The sequence below is a fragment of the Staphylococcus sp. mip270_02 genome (assembly GCF_054031535.1).
On record NZ_CM132934.1, the window covers coordinates 979,771 to 1,000,789 of the forward strand.

The following is a 21,019-nucleotide window of genomic DNA, read 5'->3' on the forward strand; positions in this document are numbered from 1 at the left end:
TCGTAGATTTGTATTACAATGCAAGTATAAGATGGGTGGTGAGGGAATGGCTGAAAATATTTTAGTAATACATGGCATGCGAAAAGGTAAACAAAACAACATAATTTATGAATTTGTAAAACAATTGATGATGTCAAAACACAGACATGTATATATTGCATTTTTAGAGTGTGAAACGCGCAATTTGAAAGTTGTCATGAGCAATTTAATACGACAAGGATATTTTGAATTTAATATCATTCCTCTGTTGTTGTTTCCGGCAAAACATTATTTACATGATATACCATCAGTTTTGAAATCCTTGAAAAGCGACCATCCTCATATTAGAAGCAATATTGCACAACCATTGGGCACACATAGAGAACTGCCGAACATTATTAACAGGCGGATTGCTAATACTTTAGTATCAGCAGGTCATGTAAACAGAATTATTTTGATTGCACATGGAAGTTCTTATTATAAAGAACCAGATTACGCGTTAAAAAAATTAATGAACGATTGTAATGGCTTTAATACACCAATACAGATGATGACAGTGTATGGCGACTATAGCTATCAATTGCACTTAGAACAGTATTTAAATAAAGGTGAAAGTATATTGATTGTGCCCGTTTTTCTTTATAACGGCTTTTTAGTAAATAAAATAAAAAAAGAAATTAGCCAATTAAATATAGCGTCGCGTGTTTATTATAGCGATGTGATTAATTTTAATAATGAGCTTTTAGCAATAATAGAAGACAGAATACAAGAAATTGAGGAATTAGCAAATGTATCCTATTCAACTTAACGTAACCAATAAACAAATTGTCATTATAGGTGGAGGCAAGATTGCATATAGAAAACTAATGCAAATATTAAAAGAAGATGCTTGTTCAGTAATGATTATTAGTAAAAAATTTTTACCTCAATTTTTTGAGATTGAACATCCTAAAGTAAAGCTATTAACAAAATGTTATGACAAAAATGATATTAAAAATGCATCTTTGATTATAGCTGCTACTGATGATTCAAAGGTTAATGACCAAATAAAAATAGATGCAAAGGAGCACCAACTTGTTAATCATGCAAGTGATCAGAGACAGTCCGATTTCTTTAATATGTTGGAGATAGAATTTGAAGATATAAAAATTTGTTTGAGATCAAATGGAAATGATTGTGTAAAAGTGAAGCAAATATCACAAGCAATACAAACTTATTTAACAGAGGCTTATAAGGAGGATAAACATGACTAAGAAAAAATTAGTAATGATCGGTAATGGTATGGCAGGGTTACGTACGATAGAAGAAGTATTAGAACGGGATGCAGAAAAGTATGAAATAACAATAATTGGCAAAGAACCCTACCCTAACTATAACCGAATCATGTTGTCGAATATTTTACAAAAGAAAATGACAGTGGAAGAAACTATTATGAATAGCTACGATTGGTATAAAGAAAATCATATACAACTTGTTACCGGTGATACTGTTGTAGAAGTTAATCGTGCATTAAAATATGTAACAACAAAAGCGGGATGTAAATTTGAATATGATGTATGTATATTTGCTACTGGTTCAAAAGCATTTGTATTACCAATAACTGGTTCAACATTACCAAGTGTAATTGGTTGGCGTACTATTGAAGATACTGAACGTATGATTGAAATAGCGCAATCCAAAAAAAACGCAATTGTGATTGGTGGAGGATTACTCGGGTTAGAATGTGCGAGAGGATTAATGGATCAAGGCATGGAGGTTACTGTTGTTCACTTAGCGGAGTGGTTAATGGAAATGCAACTTGATAAAAAAGCAGGAGAACTGTTAAAAGAAGATTTAGAAGCACAAGGTATGAACTTTAAATTACAAGCAAGTACAAGTGCCATACTTGGTGATGAAGATGTGACAGGTATTGAACTATCAGATGGGACAACGTTGGAAGCGGACTTAGTAGTTATGGCTGTCGGGATAAGACCATTTACGGAAGTTGCTAAAGAAAGTGGGCTTGAGGTAAATAGAGGTATTCAGGTAAATGATTATATGCAAACTAATGACTCAGCTATTTTCGCTGTAGGTGAGTGTGCAGAACATGATGGAAAAGTATATGGATTAGTTGCTCCTTTATACGAACAAGGAAAAGTTCTAGCTGATTATTTAACAGGACGTAGTACGGAAGGTTACAAAGGTTCTACAACATTTACTTCATTAAAAGTTTCAGGTTGTGATTTGTATAGTGCTGGACATATTATTGAAGATAAAGATGTTAGAGGTATTGAAATTTTTGATAGTCAACAAAAACATTATAAAAAAGTGTTTTTAAAAGAGAATGTAATTGTGGGTTCAGTATTATATGGTGACATTGAAGATGGACCACGTTTCTTTAACATGATGAAAAAATCAGAATTACTTGATGATTATACGATGGTATCGCTACTACATAAAGGTGGTGAGTCATCAGGACTTAGTATTGAAGATATGGCTGACGACGAAACAATCTGTGGTTGTAATGGTGTATCAAAAGGTTCGATTGTAGAAGCCATCAAAACAAACGGACTAACAAATGTGGAAGAAGTCACAAAGACGACAAAAGCTGGTAACTCATGTGGTAAATGTAAAGGACAAATTGGTCAAATATTAGAGTTTACATTAGGTGATGACTTCATTGCTGCTAAGCCTACAGGTATCTGTGCATGTACTGATTTAACACGTGATCAAATTGTGACGCAAATAAGAGCAAAACAATTAAAAACGTCTGAAGACGTGAGAAATCAATTAAACTTTAAAGATAAAGATGGATGTCCTAAATGTAGACCAGCATTAAATTACTATTTAAATATGGTATATCCATTTGATCATGAAGATGAAATTGCTTCAAGATTTGCTAATGAACGTTATCATGCAAATATTCAAAAAGATGGTACTTTTTCTGTAATTCCACAAATGCGTGGTGGTGTTACAGATGCAGATCAATTAATTAGATTAGGGGAAGTAGCTAAAAAATATAACGTACCATTAGTGAAAGTAACAGGGTCTCAACGTATCGGCTTATACGGTATAAGAAAAGAGTTGTTGCCACAAGTCTGGGAAGATTTAGAGATGCGTTCTGCTTCTGCATATGGTAAAAAGACACGTTCAGTTAAAAGTTGTGTAGGAAAATCATTTTGTCGATTTGGTACACAACATACAACACAACTAGGAATCAGGTTAGAAAAAACATTTGAGTATATAGATACACCGCATAAGTTTAAAATGGGCGTGTCTGGTTGTCCAAGAAGCTGCGTAGAATCAGGTGTGAAGGACTTTGGTGTCATTGGTGTGGAAAACGGTTTTCAAATATATATCGGTGGTAACGGTGGAACAGAAGTAACCGTTGGACAGCAATTAACTACTGTAGAAACTGAAGATGAAGTGATTTTATTATGTGGTGCATTGATGCAATATTATAGAGAAACTGCAAATTATGCTGAGCGTACTGCGCCTTGGTTAGACAGACTGGGCTTTGAAAATGTACAAACAGTACTATTAGATCCAGAAAAACAACAAAAATTATTTGATCGTATTATGGATGCTAAAGCAGCAGTCCGCAGTGAACCGTGGAGACAGATTGTAGATAATGAATTTGCACAAAGTATATTTGAAGTGGAGGAAGTGAAAGTATGATAGCAACGAACAAAGTAAAGGTGGCGAGCGTTGATGAACTCACGCCATTAATAGGAAAGAAAGTAAGAGTTAAAGAGCATGAAATAGGTATCTTTTTAACTGCTAATGGTGAAATTCATGCAGTTAATAATATTTGTCCTCATAAACAAGGGCCACTTTCGGAAGGGACAGTGAGTGGTGACTTTATCTATTGCCCCTTACATGATCAAAAGATTGATTTAAAGACTGGCATTTTACAAGAACCAGATACAGGATGTGTAGAAGTATATAAAGTAGAAATTATCGATGAGGATGTTTATATATGCATTTAGTAGAATCAGGCAAAGTGCATCTTGTTGGTGCGGGGCCAGGCGACCCAACACTTTTAACAAGAAAGGCTGAGCAATTGATAAGAAGTGCAGACATTATATTTTACGATAGGTTAGTAAATCCTTTCATATTACAATTAGCTAAACCAGAAATTGAAATTATTGATGTAGGAAAACGACCTTACCAAAAGCATATACAACAAACTGAAATAAATGAACAAATCGTTTTAGCGGCACAACGTTATTCGTGTGTAGTCAGATTAAAAGGTGGGGACCCTGCAATATTTGGAAGAGTACAAGAAGAGGCCGTGGCATTATCTGAACAGGGAATCCCTTTTGAAATTGTACCAGGTATTACATCAGCTAGTGCTGCGGCTGCGAAAATGGGTATAGGGCTAACTGCAAGAAATGTTGCTAAAGCTATTACTTTCACAACTGCTTCTCACTGTAAAGGGCAAGTAGAGGCACTTGATTTACACAGTCTTATGCACGGAGGCACATTGGCTATTTATATGGGCATAAAAAGGTTAGCTCAAATAGTAAAACAAATATATCAAGAAACAAAAATAGATTTCCCTATAGCAATTTTTTATAATGTGTCTACTTATAATGAACAAATGATTTCTGGCCAACTTACTACGATAATTAAACAAGTAGAAGAACAAGATTTAGGAATGACGCCAGGCATAATTATTATAGGTAAAGTCATGGATATGACAAATGAAATGTCTAGAAACATTGATAATACGAAACGAAAAAATTATTTGATTGCTGGAAAGCGAAGTTTAGCTATTGAAAAGGCTTTTGAATTATATGCAGCGGGACATTATTGCTTGATTAAAATAGATTCCCAACAGCCTTATCATAAATCTCAATTTAAACTTTATGCACAGCAGGAAAAAGATTTACAATTTGATGAACATATATTTATGGATAATTATCAAGCTTAGACAATTCTATTTTTTTGCACTTTCATAATTTAATGAGCGATATAAAAAATGACAAATTACTATGTTAGTAATTTGTCATTTTTTATTTGTACTAATAGTAGATAGATAAGTCGGATTGAATGCGATGGTTAAAGGTTTTAATTTATATAAAAATGGCCTTAAATTAAGTCTTATTATTTTAAAAAAACTAAATATATTAACACAATATAAAAGTAATGTCATTGAAATTTTACATTAAATTAATTTATTACAATATAAAATGTGTTAAGTTGTAAATATACAGTTATTAAATGGGTAAGCAATTTTATTTTAAGGGATGTAGTTTTAAAAAATATACTATGAGGTGATTTTAATGAAAAGAAATGAAAAACAATCTACAAAAACAGAAGTACAAAGGTTCAGTATTAGAAAGTATTCAGTCGGAACGGTTTCAGTATTAGCAGCAACATTTTTTATAGCAAGTGGACATATTTCTGAAGCAAGTGAATTGAATCATGCACAAGAAAGTAATAATGAAAAAAATATTACAACGATTAACTACGATAAAGATAATACTTTAAATTCAAACCAAGATAAACAAGCCTCCTCTGAAAATAATTTTAAATTAGAATCAAGTAATGCATCTGAAGAATTAAGTCAGCAATCATCTGAAATATCTCCCACATCTCACAATGACTTAGTAAAACAAAAGGCACCTACTATTCAAGAAGCGCCAACAGAGAAAGAAAATACAACTATTGAAAAAAATAATAGTGTTAATCAAAATATTGATCAAATTCAGTTAACAGATGTTGATAATGAAAATAAAATAGCAGAAGTAGAAAAAGAAGAAGAAGCCCCGAATAAAGCAGAAGTAGAAAAAGAAGAAGAAGCCCCGAATAAAGCAGAAGTAGAAAAAGAAGAAGAAGCCCCGAATAAAGCAGAAGTAGAAAAAGAAGAAGAAGCCCCGAATAAAGCAGAAGTAGAAAAAGAAGAAGAAACCCCGAATAAAGCAGAAGTAGAAAAAGAAGAAGAAGCCCCGAATAAAGCAGAAGTAGAAAAAGAAGAAGAAGCCCCGAATAAAGCAGAAGTAGAAAAAGAAGAAGAAGCTCCGAATAAAGCAGAAGTAGAAAAAGAAGAAGAAGCCTCGAATAAAGCAGAAATAGAAAAAGAAGAAGAAGCCCCAAATAAAGCAGAAGTAGAAAAAGAAGAAGAAGCCCCGAATAAAGCAGAAATAGAAAAAGAAGAAGAAGCCCCAAATAAAGCAGAAGTAGAAAAAGAAGAAGCCCCGAATAAAGCAGAAATAGAAAAAGAAGAAGAAGCCCCGAATAAAGCAGAAGTAGAAAAAGAAGAAGAAGCCCCGAATAAAGCAGAAGTAGAAAAAGAAGAAGAAGCTCCGAATAAAGCAGAAGTAGAAAAAGAAGAATACCCGAATAAAGTAGAAGTAGAAAAAGAAGAAACTCAAACGGATACTGAAAATAGCAATGAACAAAAGATAAAAAATTTAAAAACAAAAAATGGTTTTAATCCAAATAAAAATGAAGTTAAGCAAGAGTCTAAAAATGATCCAACAAAAATAAAAGATTTCGAAGCAAATAAACAAGCTACAACACGTAATCGTTCTAAAGTGCAACAAGCTGAGGTCGAATCTTTATTAAAAACTGCTAAAAAAGCAGAACAAGGTGTACATGTAAATAAATATCCAATTATCTTAGTACATGGTTTCTTAGGATTAATGGATGGTAATAAACCAGATTTGTATCCAAATTATTGGGGTGGAAAGAAATACAAAGTAAAGGAAGCATTAGAAAAAGCAGGTTATGAAGTATACGAAGCAAGTATAAGTGCAGTTGGCAGTAACTATGGTCGTGCTGTAGAGTTATATCACTACATTAAAGGTGGTCAAGTAGATTATGGTGCAGCACATGCTGCTAAATACGGGCATAATAGATACGGTAAAACATACGAAGGTGTTATGCCAAATTGGAAACCAGGTCAGAAAGTACATCTAATTGGTCACAGTATGGGTGGACAAACGATTCGTTTACTTGAGCAATTTTTACGTTTTGGAAATCCAGAAGAAATTAAATATCATGAGCAACATGGCGGTACAATTTCTCCATTATTCCAAGGGCAAAAAGATAATATGATTTCATCTATTACAACATTGGCAACGCCACATAAAGGCTCTCAGGCTTCTGATAAGTTAGCAAATAAAAATTTCATCAAAAATATATTAAATGATATAGCGAAATTAGGTAATAATAAAAATTCTAAAATTGATTTTGGACTTTCACAATGGGGCTTCGAACAGCAACCTAATGAAACGTATATAGAATATGTAAATAGATTGAAAGATAGCCCGATTTGGAATACTGAAGATGTTGCTACAAGAGATTTAACAACATTTGGTGCAGAAGATTTGAACTTAAATACATCAGTTAACCCTAATATTGTATACACTTCTTTTGCAGGACAAGCAACGCATAAAAATAGTTTAGGTCATCACAGACCTAATAGAGGTTTGTTTGGACTAATGGATTTAACAAGTAAATTGATAGGTAAAGATTCTAGAGAAGATTGGCAAGAAAATGATGGTGTCGTAGCAGTTACTTCTGCATTAAGCCCAACTGGACAACCCGCTAAAAAAGTACAAGATTTAACGCAAGCTACAGAAAAAGGTGTTTGGCAAGTGATGCCAATTAAAAAAGATTGGGATCATGTAGATTTCATAGGACTTGATAACCTTGATAGAAAACGCACAGGACAAGAACTTGAAGAATTTTATACTGGTATTATTGACCATTTAATGCGTGTAGAGGCACGTGAAGAACAAGCAGTTGCCGTATAAATAATAGAAAAATGACTTACAAATTTTGATAATAGCTTCCTTTACTTGTAATGATGGTAATCATTATTACGAGTAATGGGAGTTTTTTTATGTTCGAAAAGTTATTAGGGGATTCTTCTATCTAAATAGGTAAATCCCTAATATTTAGACTTTGTGAAAAAATGTACAATGGTTATAAGAATTAAAGAAATACAAAATTTGTGAATGCTATATAAATTATACATGAATGATGTGAGAGGATGTATAAAATGAAAAAATTTGGATTGCAATTCTTTAAACCAACAGAAAAATTTAATGGTGATTGGTCAATCTTAGAAAGTAAAAGCCGTGAATGGGAAAAAATGTATAGAGAACGTTGGAGTCATGACAAAGTAGTAAGAACAACACATGGTGTGAACTGTACAGGATCCTGTTCCTGGAAGGTATTTGTGAAAAATGGTGTCATTACTTGGGAAAACCAGCAAACAGATTACCCTAGTTGTGGACCGGATTTACCTGAATTTGAACCGCGCGGATGTCCTAGAGGAGCATCTTTTTCTTGGTATGAATATAGTCCTTTACGCATCCGTTATCCTTATATTCGTGGTAAGTTATGGGAGTTGTGGACAGAAGCATTAGAAGCGCATCAAAATAATACGATAGCTGCTTGGGCGTCGATTGTTGAAAATGAAGAAAAAGCTAAAATATATAAACAAGCAAGAGGTAAGGGTGGGTTAGTAAGAACAAATTGGAAAGATGTGTCAAAACTCATTTCAGCTCAAATTATATATACCATTAAGAAATATGGACCCGATAGATTGGCTGGTTTTACACCAATCCCAGCTATGTCGATGTTAAGTTATGCTTCTGGCGCGCGTTTTATGAGTTTGTTAGGTGGGGAAATGTTGAGCTTTTATGACTGGTATGCCGATTTACCACCTGCTTCTCCACAAATATGGGGTGAACAAACAGATGTACCAGAATCTAGTGATTGGTACAACGCAGCATATATTATGATGTGGGGATCTAATGTCCCATTAACAAGAACACCAGATGCGCATTTTATGACAGAAGTTCGCTATAAAGGCACAAAAGTAGTATCAGTTGCGCCTGATTATGCAGAAAATGTTAAATTTGCTGATAATTGGTTAGCTCCGCATCCAGGAACAGACGCTGCAGTCGCACAAGCAATGACGCATGTTATTTTACAAGAACATTATGTGAATAAACCGAATGACTATTTTATTAATTACGCAAAACAATATACCGATATGCCATTTGTCCTAATGTTAGATGAAGATAAGAATGGCTTGAAAGCTGGGCGTTTCCTACGTGCGCATGATCTAGGAGAGCATACTGAAAATAGCGACTGGAAACCTGTGATTTTCGATAAATTAGCAAAACAATTAACAGTTCCAAATGGTACGATGGGTCAGCGTTGGGAAGAAGGCAAACAATGGAACCTGAAATTAGAAAATGAAGAAGGTAAGCAAATTGATCCAGCAATGAGTTTTGCTGAAGAGGAATACGAATTAAGACTCATACAATTTCCATTTTTTAATAATGAAGGTAATGGAATATTTGAGCGTCCTATTGCTGTGCAAAAGATTAAATTAGCAAATGGTGAAGAGAAATATATTACCACTGTATTTGATTTAATGACGAGTCAGTATGGTGTGAAACGTTTTGATCACGAACTTGAGGCATCAGGATATGATGATCCAGCGTCATATTATACACCTGCATGGCAAGAAAAAATTACTGGTGTTAAACAAAGTGTTGTGACCCAAGTTGGCCGAGAGTTTGCGCAAAATGCAATTGATACCGAAGGGCGTTCAATGATTATCATGGGAGCTGGTATTAATCATTGGTTTAATTCGGACACGATTTATCGCTCTATTTTGAATTTAGTATTATTATGCGGCTGTCAAGGAGTGAACGGTGGCGGATGGGCACACTATGTTGGACAAGAAAAATGTCGCCCAATTGAAGGGTGGAATACGATTGCTTTTGCTAAAGATTGGCAAGCGCCACCACGTTTACAAAATGGAACAAGTTGGTTTTACTTCGCAACAGACCAATGGAAATATGAAGAATCAAATATCGATAGTTTGAAATCTCCATTGGCAGAAAATATTAAACATCAACATCCTGCTGATTACAATGTCTTAGCTGCTAGATGTGGTTGGTTACCATCTTATCCTCAATTTGATAGAAACAGTTTATCTTTTGGTGAGGAAGCGAAAGACGCTGGAGAATTTAATAATGAAGCAATTATGAAACGTGCGATTGAGTCCGTAAAGTCTAGAGAAACAAAGTTTGCAATTGAAGACCCAGATTCAAAACAAAATCATCCAAAAACATTGTTCCTTTGGCGCTCTAACTTAATATCAAGTTCTGCTAAAGGACAAGAATACTTTATGAAACATTTACTCGGTGCGAAGTCAGGGTTATTAGCTGAACCAAACGAAGATGTGAAACCAGAAGAAATTCAATGGAGAGAAGATACAGAAGGAAAACTGGATTTACTTGTATCCCTAGATTTTAGAATGACATCCACACCATTGTATTCAGATATTGTCTTACCTGCTGCAACATGGTATGAAAAACACGATTTATCATCTACAGATATGCACCCATTTGTACACCCATTTAATCCGGCAATAGATCCATTATGGGAGTCACGTTCAGATTGGGATATTTTTAAAACATTGAGTAAAGAAATATCAGAAATGGCTAAAACACATCTTAAAGGTGTTTATAAAGATGTCGTTACAGCACCACTTGCACACGATTCAAAACAAGAAATATCTAATGTGAATGGCATAATTAAAGATTGGACGAAGGGTGAAATCGAAGCAATACCTGGAAAAACAATGCCAGGTTTTGCAGTAGTCGATAGGGATTATACTAAAATATTTGATAAATACGTTACAGTAGGACCTTTATTAGAAAAAAGTAAAATAGGGGCTCATGGAGTAAGTTACTCAGTAGCAGAACAATATGAAGAGTTAAAAAGCATGGTTGGAACATGGAATGAAGAAGTCGAGGGTTCCATAAAAAATAATAGACCAAGATTGGATACTGCAAGACGAGCTGCAGACGTTGTATTAAATTTATCTTCAGCTACAAATGGTAAGTTATCACAAAAATCCTATGAAGATTTAGAACAACAAACAGGTATGCCGTTGAAAGATATTTCAAGTGAACGCGCATCAGAAAAAATTTCATTTTTAAATATAACTGCTCAACCGCGAGAAGTCATTCCAACAGCTGTGTTCCCGGGCTCAAATAAAAATGGTAAACGTTATTCACCATTTACTACTAATATAGAACGATTAGTTCCATTTAGAACATTAACAGGACGACAAAGTTATTACGTTGACCATGAAGTGTTCCAGCAATTCGGTGAAAGTTTACCTGTGTATAAACCAACTTTACCACCAATGGTATTCGGTGCGAGAGACAAAAAGGTAACGGGAGATGAAAGTACACTTGTCTTGCGCTATTTAACACCACATGGTAAATGGAATATCCACTCCACTTATCAAGATAACCAACATATGTTGACTTTATTTAGAGGTGGTCCAACTGTATGGCTTTCCAATGAGGATGCAGAAAGACATGATATCAAAGATAATGATTGGTTAGAAATCTATAACCGAAATGGTGTTGTAACAGCAAGAGCAGTAGTATCTCATAGAATGCCAAGAGGCACGATGTTTATGTATCATGCTCAAGATAAACATATTGAAACACCAGGGTCACAAATAACAGACACAAGAGGCGGTTCACATAATGCCCCAACACGTATTCATTTAAAGCCAACACAACTTGTTGGAGGTTATGCACAAATTAGTTATCACTTTAACTATTATGGACCAATAGGGAACCAAAGAGATGTTTATGTAGCGGTGAGAAAGCTGAAGGAGGTTGACTGGCTTGAAGATTAAAGCGCAAATTGCAATGGTGTTAAATTTAGATAAATGTATAGGTTGCCACACGTGTAGTGTTACTTGTAAGAGTACGTGGACTAACCGTCCTGGTGCGGAATATATGTGGTTTAACAACGTAGAAACGAAGCCTGGTATTGGTTATCCGAAACAATGGGAAGATCAAGAGCGATATAAGGGCGGTTGGTATTTAAATAAAAAAGGTAAATTAGAACTGAAATCAGGAAGTAAGTTATCGAAAATTGCTTTAGGGAAAATATTTTACAATCCTAATATGCCAGTGATTAAAGATTACTATGAGCCTTGGACATATAATTATGAAAATCTTACAACAGCTAAAGCTGGAAATCACTCTCCGGTAGCTACAGCACATTCATTGATTTCAGGTGATAAATTAAACTTAGAATGGGGGCCAAACTGGGAAGATGATTTGGCAGGTGGTCATGTTACAGGACCAGAAGACCCCAATATTAAACGTATTGAAGAAGATATTAAATTTCAATTTGATCAAACATTTATGATGTATTTACCTAGATTATGTGAACATTGTTTGAATCCAAGTTGTGTAGCATCATGTCCATCTGGAGCAATGTATAAACGTGACGAAGATGGTATTGTTCTTGTAGATCAGGATGATTGTCGTGGTTGGAGATATTGTATGACAGGTTGTCCATACAAAAAAGTTTATTTCAACTGGAAAACAAATAAAGCAGAGAAATGTACATTCTGTTTTCCTCGTATTGAGGCAGGGATGCCAACGGTATGTTCAGAAACGTGCACGGGCAGAATGCGTTATTTAGGTGTATTACTTTATGATGCTGATAGAGTAGAAGAAGCTGCTACAGCTGAAAATGAACAAGAATTATACGAAAAACAATTGGATTTATTTTTGAATCCTTATGATGAAGCGGTTATAGAACAAGCACAAAAAGATGGAGTCTCATTAGAATGGATAGAAGCTGCTCAGAATTCTCCAGTCTATAAATTGGCTATTGAATATAAATTGGCATTTCCTTTACATCCAGAATATCGCACGATGCCAATGGTATGGTATTGTCCGCCACTCAGCCCTATTATGAGTTATTTTGAAGGACAAACTGCAGCAAAGGCGAATAGAAATCCCAATATGATTTTTCCAGCAATCGAAGAAATGAGGTTGCCAATTCAATATTTGGCTAACTTATTCACAGCAGGTGATACGGAACCAGTGAAATCTGCATTACAACGCATGGCAATGATGAGAAGTTACATGCGTGCACAGGTAACAAATAAAGCATTTGATGTAGATAGATTATCAAGACTTGGGTTATCAGAAAGACAAACTAAAGATATGTATCGATTATTGGCAATTGCTAAACATGAGGACCGTTTTGTAATACCTACATCACATAAAGAAGCATATATGGACACATATCGCGCACAAGGTAGCGAAGGATATGGAGGAGAATACTTTGGCTCAAATTGTGAAGGATGTGGTGTTCCTGTAACTACTTCTTCTGGAAAATCAGGACAAGAAATCTATAATGATAATTTTTATGGAGGGATTTTCCGTGATTAATTTAGCGCATTTTAATAAACATCAAGAGGCACTTGGATACTTTGCACAGCAATTAACATTTCCAGAAAAGCTGACATTGCACCCTAAAACTTTTGAAGAAGTTATTCATATGGAACATCCTGCATACCAAGATTTAATTCAATATCGTAAACAAATGTATGAATTAAGTTTATTACAAATAAAGCAATTGTATTCCGATACATTTGATTTTAATAAAACTGCGCCACTCTATATGACATATAATAAATTTGATACTCAAAAAGAAAGAGGACAATTACTAGCTAAATTAAAAGTATTATACGAAATGTTTGGATTGAAAATGGCAGATAATGAACTATCTGATTTTCTGCCATTAATGCTTGAATTTTTATATATTGCTCAGTGGAAAAACGATTCACGAGCAAAAGGGAACATTGAATTTGTCATTATGATTATTGAAGACGGCACGTATGCGATGGCAAATCAATTGGCAGAGCAAAACAGTCCTTATTATTTCTTGATAAAAGGATTAAGAGAGACGTTAAAAGCTTGTATAGAGCCTGTAAATGAGGTGAAACAACATGTTTAATCAATTCTTATGGGTGATTATGCCCTATTTATGTATAGCTATATTTTTCCTCGGACATCTTGCTAGATTTAAGTTTGATAAATTTTCTTGGACCGCAAAATCAAGTGAATTTATAGAAAAGAAACAACTTAAATGGGGAAGTTTGATGTTTCATTTGGGGATTATACCTGTAGCAATGGGACATATAGTAGGTTTGCTTATTCCTGCTTCTTGGCTAACAGCAGTAGGTGTAAGTGATCATTTATACCACATTGGAGCTGTTTATATTGGAAGTATTTTTGGTATAATAACATTGATCGGTATGTTGTTATTAACCGCACGACGTGTAACCAAAAAAAATATTAGAAGATTAAGCTCAGCATCTGATATTATTGTTAATTTCTTATTATTAGCAATTGTTTTTATGGGATGCTACGCAACTCTAGTAACTAACGCAACGACACCATCATTTGATTATAGAGAAACAATATCAGTTTGGTTTAGACAATTATTTATATTTTCTCCAGATGCCGATTTGATGTTACAGGTGCCGCTAGCTTTTAAAACTCATATACTTTTAGGTTTTATTATTATGGCATTCTGGCCGTTTACTAGACTCGTGCATGTATGGAGTGTGCCACTCACATATGCAAGTCGTAGTTATATTATTTATCGTAAACATAAAGTTTGAATGGAGGCGATAAGTTGAATGCATTATCGTTAAGAGAAAGTATTAATTACCAATCAATATTAGACTCAATTCGAATCGAAGAAGGATTTGATTTTGCTGCAATCGCATTTTATGAGCAAGAAAGTGATATTTCGCCAATTAAATGGTGCTATGCCTCTGGAAATTTAAATAATCGTTATAAATTAATTGTACTACGCAAAGGAAAAGGATTAGCAGGTAATGTGATGAAGACGGGTAAGCGTATGGTGATAGAAAATGTAGCGCAATTATTATCTTCACACGAACAACATAAATATCCTATCGTTCTTTGTGAGTTATTAACAGCTATGGTTGCAATACCATTATGGTATGAAAAGAAAGTTTATGGTGTTTTGTTACTAGGTCAGCGAAATCAACAACCCTTGCCCAAAACATATAAAAACATATCACTTAAAAGTAAATTGGGTATATTTAATGAAGAAGATTAGGTGATTATAATGGAAAGCAAGCAACAGCTAGATATGGAAGCATTATTAATGCAATACTTTAATAATACGAGTGAAAAAATTGTATTTGTCGATAATCGTGGCCAAGTGATTGCAATGAACCAGGCAGCAAGTGATATCATCTCATTGGATAATGACTATGAAGGCATGACAAATGTCATATGTAATCATTGTGATGGTTATACTAATGAGTTCGAATTGCAATCATGTAGATATTGCTTTTTAGAAGCTGAAAATGTTGGGAATACAAGCTTTCAGGTATTTATGAAAACGACACGTGGTACAGTTGAGCCTTTTGCAGCTACCTATCAAACAATTGATGAATCCAAAGGAATTAAAGCGTTCACGTTACAAAATGTGTCACCTCAAATAGAAAGACATGATAAGATGTATCAACGAAAAATGATGCAAAAAACAATTTCTGCTCAAGAAAACGAAAGAAAACGGATATCTAGAGAATTACATGACAGCGTAGTACAAGAAATGCTAAATATAGATGTTGAATTAAGACTTTTAAAATATCAACAAGAAATAGAGCAGTTGGTTAACGGTTCTAAGCGTATAGAAGGATTGATGTCTAAATTAATTGATGATATACGTAATTTATCTGTAGAACTTAGACCATCTTCATTAGATGACTTAGGATTAGACGCAGCCTTTAAGACATATTTTAAACAGGTAGAAGTAAATTATGGTATCAATATTATCTATCAATCTAATTTAACGATGCGCAGGTTTGATAATGAAATTGAAACTGTAGTTTATAGAATAGTACAAGAAGCTTTGTTTAACGCCATAAAATATGCAAACGTTGATACAATTGAAGTTGAGGTACAAGTTAGTCACGGTAAACTAATTGCAGAAATTATAGATAGAGGCAATGGATTTATAAAGACAGACCAGCCAAAGGGAACTGGCTTGGGACTTTATGGTATGAACGAGCGTGCAGAACTTGTAAATGCTGAGATAAATATTGATACTCAAATAGGTCGAGGCACAATTGTTACATTAGAAGTTCCAATATAGGGAATAAGGAGACATTAATTTTGAGAATAGTTATCGCGGATGATCATGCAGTTGTGCGTACTGGATTTACAATGATATTAAATTATCAAGAAGATATGGAAGTCGTTGGGACTGCAGCCGATGGTGTGGAAGCTTATCAAAAAGTGATGAAGTACAAGCCAGATGTACTAATTATGGACTTAAGTATGCCACCTGGTGAGTCAGGGCTTATAGCAACAAGTAAAATTACAGAAAGTTTTCCAGATACAAAAATACTAATATTAACAATGTATGATGATGAAGAATATTTATTTCACGTATTAAGAAACGGTGCTAAAGGGTATATTTTAAAAAATGCCCCCGATGAACAATTGATACTAGCAATTAGAACAGTATTTAAAGGGGAAACATATGTTGATATGAAATTGACGACATCGCTAGTCAATGAATTCGTGAATAATTCAGGTGATGATAAGCAAACCACAACTGATCCTTATAAAATTTTATCAAAGCGTGAAATAGAGATATTACCTTTAATAGCAAAAGGTTATGGAAATAAAGATATCGCTGAGAAGTTATTTGTTTCTGTGAAAACAGTCGAGGCACATAAAACACATATCATGCAAAAATTAGAATTAAAATCAAAGCCAGAATTAGTAGAATATGCCATGAAGAAAAAATTGATTGATTTTTAAAGTAGTACTTATATAAAAGAGCTAACTTAATTGCCTAAAATATTCAGGCGTAGGTTAGCTCTTTCTTGTTGATTAGAACTTATTAAATACAAGGAGGAGTCGGTGAATAACTTAAATTTAGAAGTATATTTTGCTTATATAAAATTCCTTTAATTAAGTAGGGAAATTCCTGTATTTGTTAAGGGATAATCCTTATGTTCAATTTTTCACAAAGATTTTATAATGAAAATGTGGCCAGTATTCTGCTAATAGAAACGTTTATACTTACTCATATCACACCGGTGCTAATAATTATAATTGTTATATAGAAATACAGCACTTCAACTATATCCAAATACTGGCCTAATTTATCAAAAAAAATTTATAAATTGAAGGTGAAATGAATGAACAAAGCAAGTGGTGGTTTTCAACTAACATTGCAGTCTTTAAGTCTTGTTGTAGGGTTCATGGCATGGAGTATTATTGCGCCATTAATGCCTTTTATCTCTCAGGATGTACATATAACAAGCAGCCAACTTTCTATTATTTTAGCTATTCCTGTTATATTAGGTTCTATTTTAAGAGTGCCTTTTGGTTATTTAACAAATATTATTGGTGCGAAATGGGTATTCTTTTGTAGTTTTATTATATTATTATTTCCGATTTACTTTCTAAGCCATGCACAATCACCTAAGATGTTAATGGCATCAGGTTTCTTTCTTGGCGTAGGTGGTGCTGTATTTTCAGTAGGTGTGACATCTATACCTAAATATTTTCCAAAAGAGCGCGTAGGATTAGCAAATGGTATATATGGGATGGGGAATATAGGAACTGCCATTTCTTCATTCTTAGCGCCTCCGATTGCTGGTATCATAGGTTGGCAATCAACAGTTAGAGGTTATTTAATCGTCATAGTACTTTTTGCAATTTTTATGTTTTTATTAGGTGACAGTAAAGAACCCAAAATTAAAGTGCCTTTAGTTAAACAATATAAAATATTGATGAAAGATTTAAGGTTATATTATTTATCACTTTGGTATTTTATTACATTTGGTTCATTTGTAGCTTTTGGATTGTTTTTACCTAATTTCTTAGTACAAAATTTTGGTATCAGTGAAGTTGATGCTGGTATAAGAGCAGGGATATTTATCGCATTAGCTACTTTCCTAAGGCCGTTAGGAGGAGTGTTAGGAGATAAGTTTAATGCTGTAACTTTACTAATCTGCGACTTTATATTAATGATTATAGGTGCAATTACGCTAGGTTTATCAGATCATATACTATTATTTACAATTGGATGTTTACTTATTAGTATGTGCGCAGGTGTCGGTAATGGCTTAATATTTAAGCTCGTGCCAACTTATTTTGGAAAAGAGGCTGGATCAGCTAATGGTATTGTTTCGATGATGGGAGGCTTAGGCGGTTTCTTCCCACCATTAGTCATAGCTTATGTAACAAGTGTCACTGGAACAAGCCATTTCTCTTTTATCTTATTGGCTATATTCGGAGTTATTGCTTTAGTTACCATGATTCATATTATGAAACGTGAAAAATTAAATTCGACATTATAAAAAAAGCTGAAGTTAGATGGATTATCTAACTTCAGCTTTTAAATTTATCTTATAAAGATTATCAGTAGCCAATAAAATGACTATATTAATCTATTTGAATATTGGATGCTGACTGTTCTTCTTTGTCTTTTTTAGGTAGTGTTACGTTTAATATACCATTTTCAAACGATGCTTTAATAGCAGTTTCATCTATATTGTCAAAAGGATATTGACGTTTAACATCGCTATAAACCCGTTCTTGATGAAGGATGCGAACGTTTTCTTCTTGTTCTTTAGTATTATTTGATTGCTTACCTTCAATTGTTAAAGTGTCATTTTCAAATTGTAAACTAATATTTTCTTTTTTAAAACCAGGGAGTTCAGCTTCGATTATGAAGGCACGATCTAACTCTCTTACATCTGATTTAATGCTTGAAGTTTCAGGAAAGTTTTCAAAAAATTGACGTCCAAAATCTCTAAATAACTCAGTTGCGTCGCCTTCAAAAAATGGATTGTTATACGTTTTTTTATCAAAAGCCATTGTATCTCTCTCCTTAAATTTTTAGATTTAGTCGATTGAAATTTGTGTTTTTGTTTGCTTGATTGGCAGATTTATCGTTAAGATGCCGTCATTCATAGATGCTTTTATTTTATTTGTGTCTATATGTTTAAAGATAAACTGTCTACTTTGCTTATTAGAATTGCGTTCGTTAATTAAATAAGTACCTTGCTGTTCTAAATCAGATGAACGTTTTGCTAGTATAGTTAATGTTTTATGTTCGAAATTAATAGTAATATCATCTTTTTGATAACCAGGAAGTTCAGCTTCAACTGTATAGCTATCGTGTGCTTGATATACAGTTACTTTGAAATCGTGATGGTCTGAGACTAAACTTTCTAATAAATCTTTAGTAAGATTGTTAGTGCTTTGTATCATCTCTATTCACCTCTCCTTTTATCTTACAAATACAGTATAATATATTAGTCAAAGAAAGTCAAAGTCAAACCATGTGAAAATAAAAAAAGAGCTGAATATTAGTTTAATTGAGTGAGTAACATCGGTGGAATTGTGATGGGGTGGGGGCGTAATAAAAAGATTTAAGTAAGAGGAAAGTAAAGTCAAAAATAATAACATGAAAACTAGAACTTCTAACTTTAACTTTACCTCTAACAGATTAAATATCTTTAGAAAAATGTTTATTAACGAAGTGTTGTAATGTTTCTTTTAGATTAATAGCTTCATCCATGTCCATATCGAATTCGCTAAACACACGTTTTGATATTTTAGAGAGTGGTTCTTTAACATTTGCACCTTTTTCAGTAAGTGCAATCTGTAGGTTACGCTCATCATCAATTTCACGTGTTCTAGTTACATAGCCTTTTTTCTCAAGTTTTTTAAGTAAAGGTGTAAGTGTCCCTGAATCTAAATAAACACGTTCACCAAGCGTTTTAATATTGAGTTTTTCATCTACCTTAATTGCAAGTAGCACAATATAGCCTGTATATGTTAAATCGAATTCTTTTAAGTAAGACGTATACTTCTTAATGATTTCTTTAGAAGACACATAAAAAAGAAAACATAGTTGTCTTTCTAAGTAGCTGTCTTTTTCCTCCATTTAATCACCCCTTTTGAAATTTAACCTTATTATGAACTATGGTTGTTGTCAAGGAACAGTTGCGCACCTCTTTCTATTAAAAAAATAATATTTATCGACGTTTACTTAATTAGAAACTATATAGTGAAAAAGTACTGTAATAAGAAGTGCTTTTAAATTAAAAAAGTATGCTTTTAGAAGATGAAAAATTATTTTATGTTCGAAATTAATTTAAGGAGATTTTGTTACAAAAAGTCTATATGACTTTATAAATTATTTGTAATAAGTCATACTAATAATATTATGTGTTTTATTATATAATAAAGGTGTAATAAAGCGTTAATGAGGGGCGTAACTACTCATTTATCAGTTAGAAAGTTATCGTTTTAACTAAAGGAGATTAATGATGAAAACATTTTTTAAAATCATAGGTCTATTAGTGGTGTCACTGATTATTGCTATTGTATTTTTCTTTGGCATGAGAACATATCAGGGGCATAAAAATTTAGAACTAGTAGATCATTATATGGACGAACAAAATTTAACTGAAAAAATTGAATCCGAGAAAACATTGTATAGTGCTAAAAAGGGTTTATATTATAAGCAAGTTAAATTTAAAGATGATTCAGAACATACGTATACAGTGCAACCAATTAGTACATTTAAAGGTATTTTAGTACAAGGTTTTGATAGTGAAACCAATAAAAATATCAAAGATGCTAAACATAACGAATTTAAGGAAGATTATAAGCCGAAAGATAAATAGGCATACATTGTTAATATATGAGTTAGAGACAGGGACAATTAATTTGTCTCTGTCTCTAACTCATTTTTTTATATATTATCATGTTATTAGAGGTGTGCATGTATGAGTTTTTGCATTGAGGTTATAGTACAAAGATTACATGCCTTTCTTATTATCCATGTCGTGAATTTTCATCATTAAACCATGAGGAATGTCGTCATGATCGACAACTTCCATTTTACTAAAAGCGCCATCGCCTTCAGCTTTAATTAGCTTAACGAAATCTCCTTTTTTAGGAGAAAACCCTGATTCAGCCGGTAATTTAACATCATTTTCTATTTTATGATTTTTTTCACTAATTATTTTATCGGCGGTCGTTTCATTTTTCATATAGCCATAATAAGTTTCTTTTTGACCACTCGACAACATCATAATAATCAATACAGTAGCAATAATTAACATTAATGCACTTATAGTAATTGCGAACACTTTACTGCTTTTCAAAGTATAATT

Annotated in this window: 19 protein-coding genes; 15 read left to right on the top strand and 4 right to left on the bottom strand. The window is 33.3% G+C overall.

All coding sequences use genetic code 11. The features are described 5' to 3' along the window. Positions 1 to 46: 46 nt before the first annotated feature. The 14 genes from ACW5YJ_RS04320 (at position 47) to ACW5YJ_RS04385 (ending at position 18,187) form a co-directional block, all read left to right on the top strand. Entirely contained in the window at positions 47 to 787 is a 741-nt protein-coding gene (locus ACW5YJ_RS04320; protein ID WP_158262916.1) for a sirohydrochlorin chelatase, read from the top strand. Next, positions 768 to 1,232, top strand: coding sequence for a precorrin-2 dehydrogenase/sirohydrochlorin ferrochelatase family protein (locus tag ACW5YJ_RS04325; RefSeq protein ID WP_017722749.1), 465 nt, complete (start codon positions 768 to 770; stop codon positions 1,230 to 1,232). Before ACW5YJ_RS04320 ends, ACW5YJ_RS04325 begins: the two co-directional genes overlap by 20 nt. Beyond that, complete coding sequence (gene nirB, locus ACW5YJ_RS04330) at positions 1,225 to 3,636, top strand: nitrite reductase large subunit NirB (protein ID WP_107551521.1); 2,412 nt, start codon at positions 1,225 to 1,227, stop codon at positions 3,634 to 3,636. The genes ACW5YJ_RS04325 and nirB overlap by 8 nt, the downstream gene beginning before the upstream one ends. Then, positions 3,633 to 3,947 (top strand): nitrite reductase small subunit NirD, encoded by a 315-nt coding sequence (gene nirD / locus ACW5YJ_RS04335; protein ID WP_457338528.1) that lies wholly within the window; start codon positions 3,633 to 3,635, stop codon positions 3,945 to 3,947. Before nirB ends, nirD begins: the two co-directional genes overlap by 4 nt. Then, the gene (gene cobA / locus ACW5YJ_RS04340; protein ID WP_107551522.1) at positions 3,938 to 4,894 is read left to right on the top strand and encodes a uroporphyrinogen-III C-methyltransferase; all 957 of its coding nucleotides are present in this window, start codon (positions 3,938 to 3,940) and stop codon (positions 4,892 to 4,894) included. The genes nirD and cobA overlap by 10 nt, the downstream gene beginning before the upstream one ends. Before the next feature lie 352 nt (positions 4,895 to 5,246). After that, on the top strand, positions 5,247 to 7,724 hold the full coding sequence (gene lip / locus ACW5YJ_RS04345; RefSeq protein ID WP_457338529.1) for a YSIRK-targeted triacylglycerol lipase: 2,478 nt from the start codon (positions 5,247 to 5,249) through the stop codon (positions 7,722 to 7,724). A gap of 248 nt (positions 7,725 to 7,972) precedes the next feature. Beyond that, on the top strand, positions 7,973 to 11,656 hold the full coding sequence (locus tag ACW5YJ_RS04350; RefSeq protein ID WP_457338530.1) for a nitrate reductase subunit alpha: 3,684 nt from the start codon (positions 7,973 to 7,975) through the stop codon (positions 11,654 to 11,656). After that, complete coding sequence (gene narH / locus ACW5YJ_RS04355; protein ID WP_457338531.1) at positions 11,646 to 13,214, top strand: nitrate reductase subunit beta; 1,569 nt, start codon at positions 11,646 to 11,648, stop codon at positions 13,212 to 13,214. Before ACW5YJ_RS04350 ends, narH begins: the two co-directional genes overlap by 11 nt. After that, positions 13,207 to 13,782 (top strand): nitrate reductase molybdenum cofactor assembly chaperone, encoded by a 576-nt coding sequence (narJ, locus tag ACW5YJ_RS04360; RefSeq protein ID WP_107551405.1) that lies wholly within the window; start codon positions 13,207 to 13,209, stop codon positions 13,780 to 13,782. Before narH ends, narJ begins: the two co-directional genes overlap by 8 nt. Beyond that, positions 13,775 to 14,452: a respiratory nitrate reductase subunit gamma gene (narI, locus tag ACW5YJ_RS04365; protein WP_135091847.1), complete on the top strand. Its 678-nt coding sequence runs from the start codon at positions 13,775 to 13,777 to the stop codon at positions 14,450 to 14,452. The genes narJ and narI overlap by 8 nt, the downstream gene beginning before the upstream one ends. Before the next feature lie 14 nt (positions 14,453 to 14,466). Further along, positions 14,467 to 14,919, top strand: a complete 453-nt coding sequence (nreA, locus tag ACW5YJ_RS04370) for a nitrate respiration regulation accessory nitrate sensor NreA (RefSeq protein WP_436957691.1) — start codon at positions 14,467 to 14,469, stop codon at positions 14,917 to 14,919. Between the two features lie 9 nt (positions 14,920 to 14,928). Further along, positions 14,929 to 15,963, top strand: a complete 1,035-nt coding sequence (locus ACW5YJ_RS04375) for a sensor histidine kinase (RefSeq protein ID WP_017723265.1) — start codon at positions 14,929 to 14,931, stop codon at positions 15,961 to 15,963. A gap of 20 nt (positions 15,964 to 15,983) precedes the next feature. Continuing rightward, complete coding sequence (gene nreC, locus ACW5YJ_RS04380; RefSeq protein WP_017723264.1) at positions 15,984 to 16,637, top strand: nitrate respiration regulation response regulator NreC; 654 nt, start codon at positions 15,984 to 15,986, stop codon at positions 16,635 to 16,637. Positions 16,638 to 17,020: 383 nt separating this feature from the next. After that, positions 17,021 to 18,187: a nitrate/nitrite transporter gene (locus ACW5YJ_RS04385; RefSeq protein ID WP_153672495.1), complete on the top strand. Its 1,167-nt coding sequence runs from the start codon at positions 17,021 to 17,023 to the stop codon at positions 18,185 to 18,187. 85 nt (positions 18,188 to 18,272) lie between these two features. Here the strand turns inward: ACW5YJ_RS04385 and ACW5YJ_RS04390 are convergent, their stop codons facing one another. The 3 genes from ACW5YJ_RS04390 to ACW5YJ_RS04400 all read right to left on the bottom strand — a co-directional run bounded on the left by ACW5YJ_RS04390 (position 18,273) and on the right by ACW5YJ_RS04400 (position 19,782). Next, positions 18,273 to 18,707, bottom strand: coding sequence for an Hsp20/alpha crystallin family protein (locus tag ACW5YJ_RS04390; RefSeq protein ID WP_457338532.1), 435 nt, complete (start codon positions 18,705 to 18,707; stop codon positions 18,273 to 18,275). A 27-nt stretch (positions 18,708 to 18,734) separates the two neighbouring features. Beyond that, positions 18,735 to 19,103 carry an Hsp20/alpha crystallin family protein gene (locus ACW5YJ_RS04395; RefSeq protein ID WP_135091843.1) on the bottom strand — a complete coding sequence of 123 codons (369 nt, stop codon included), beginning with the start codon at positions 19,101 to 19,103 and terminating at the stop codon, positions 18,735 to 18,737. A gap of 238 nt (positions 19,104 to 19,341) precedes the next feature. After that, positions 19,342 to 19,782, bottom strand: a complete 441-nt coding sequence (locus tag ACW5YJ_RS04400; protein ID WP_017723260.1) for a MarR family winged helix-turn-helix transcriptional regulator — start codon at positions 19,780 to 19,782, stop codon at positions 19,342 to 19,344. A gap of 385 nt (positions 19,783 to 20,167) precedes the next feature. Here ACW5YJ_RS04400 and ACW5YJ_RS04405 point away from each other — a divergent pair, with 385 nt between their 5' ends. Then, on the top strand, positions 20,168 to 20,527 hold the full coding sequence (locus ACW5YJ_RS04405) for a DUF3139 domain-containing protein (RefSeq protein WP_107555343.1): 360 nt from the start codon (positions 20,168 to 20,170) through the stop codon (positions 20,525 to 20,527). Positions 20,528 to 20,662: 135 nt separating this feature from the next. On the opposite strand, the gene ACW5YJ_RS04410 is transcribed toward ACW5YJ_RS04405, so the two are convergent. Further along, positions 20,663 to 21,010 carry a DUF4889 domain-containing protein gene (locus ACW5YJ_RS04410; RefSeq protein WP_017723258.1) on the bottom strand — a complete coding sequence of 116 codons (348 nt, stop codon included), beginning with the start codon at positions 21,008 to 21,010 and terminating at the stop codon, positions 20,663 to 20,665. Between the last annotated feature and the right edge of the window lie 9 nt (positions 21,011 to 21,019).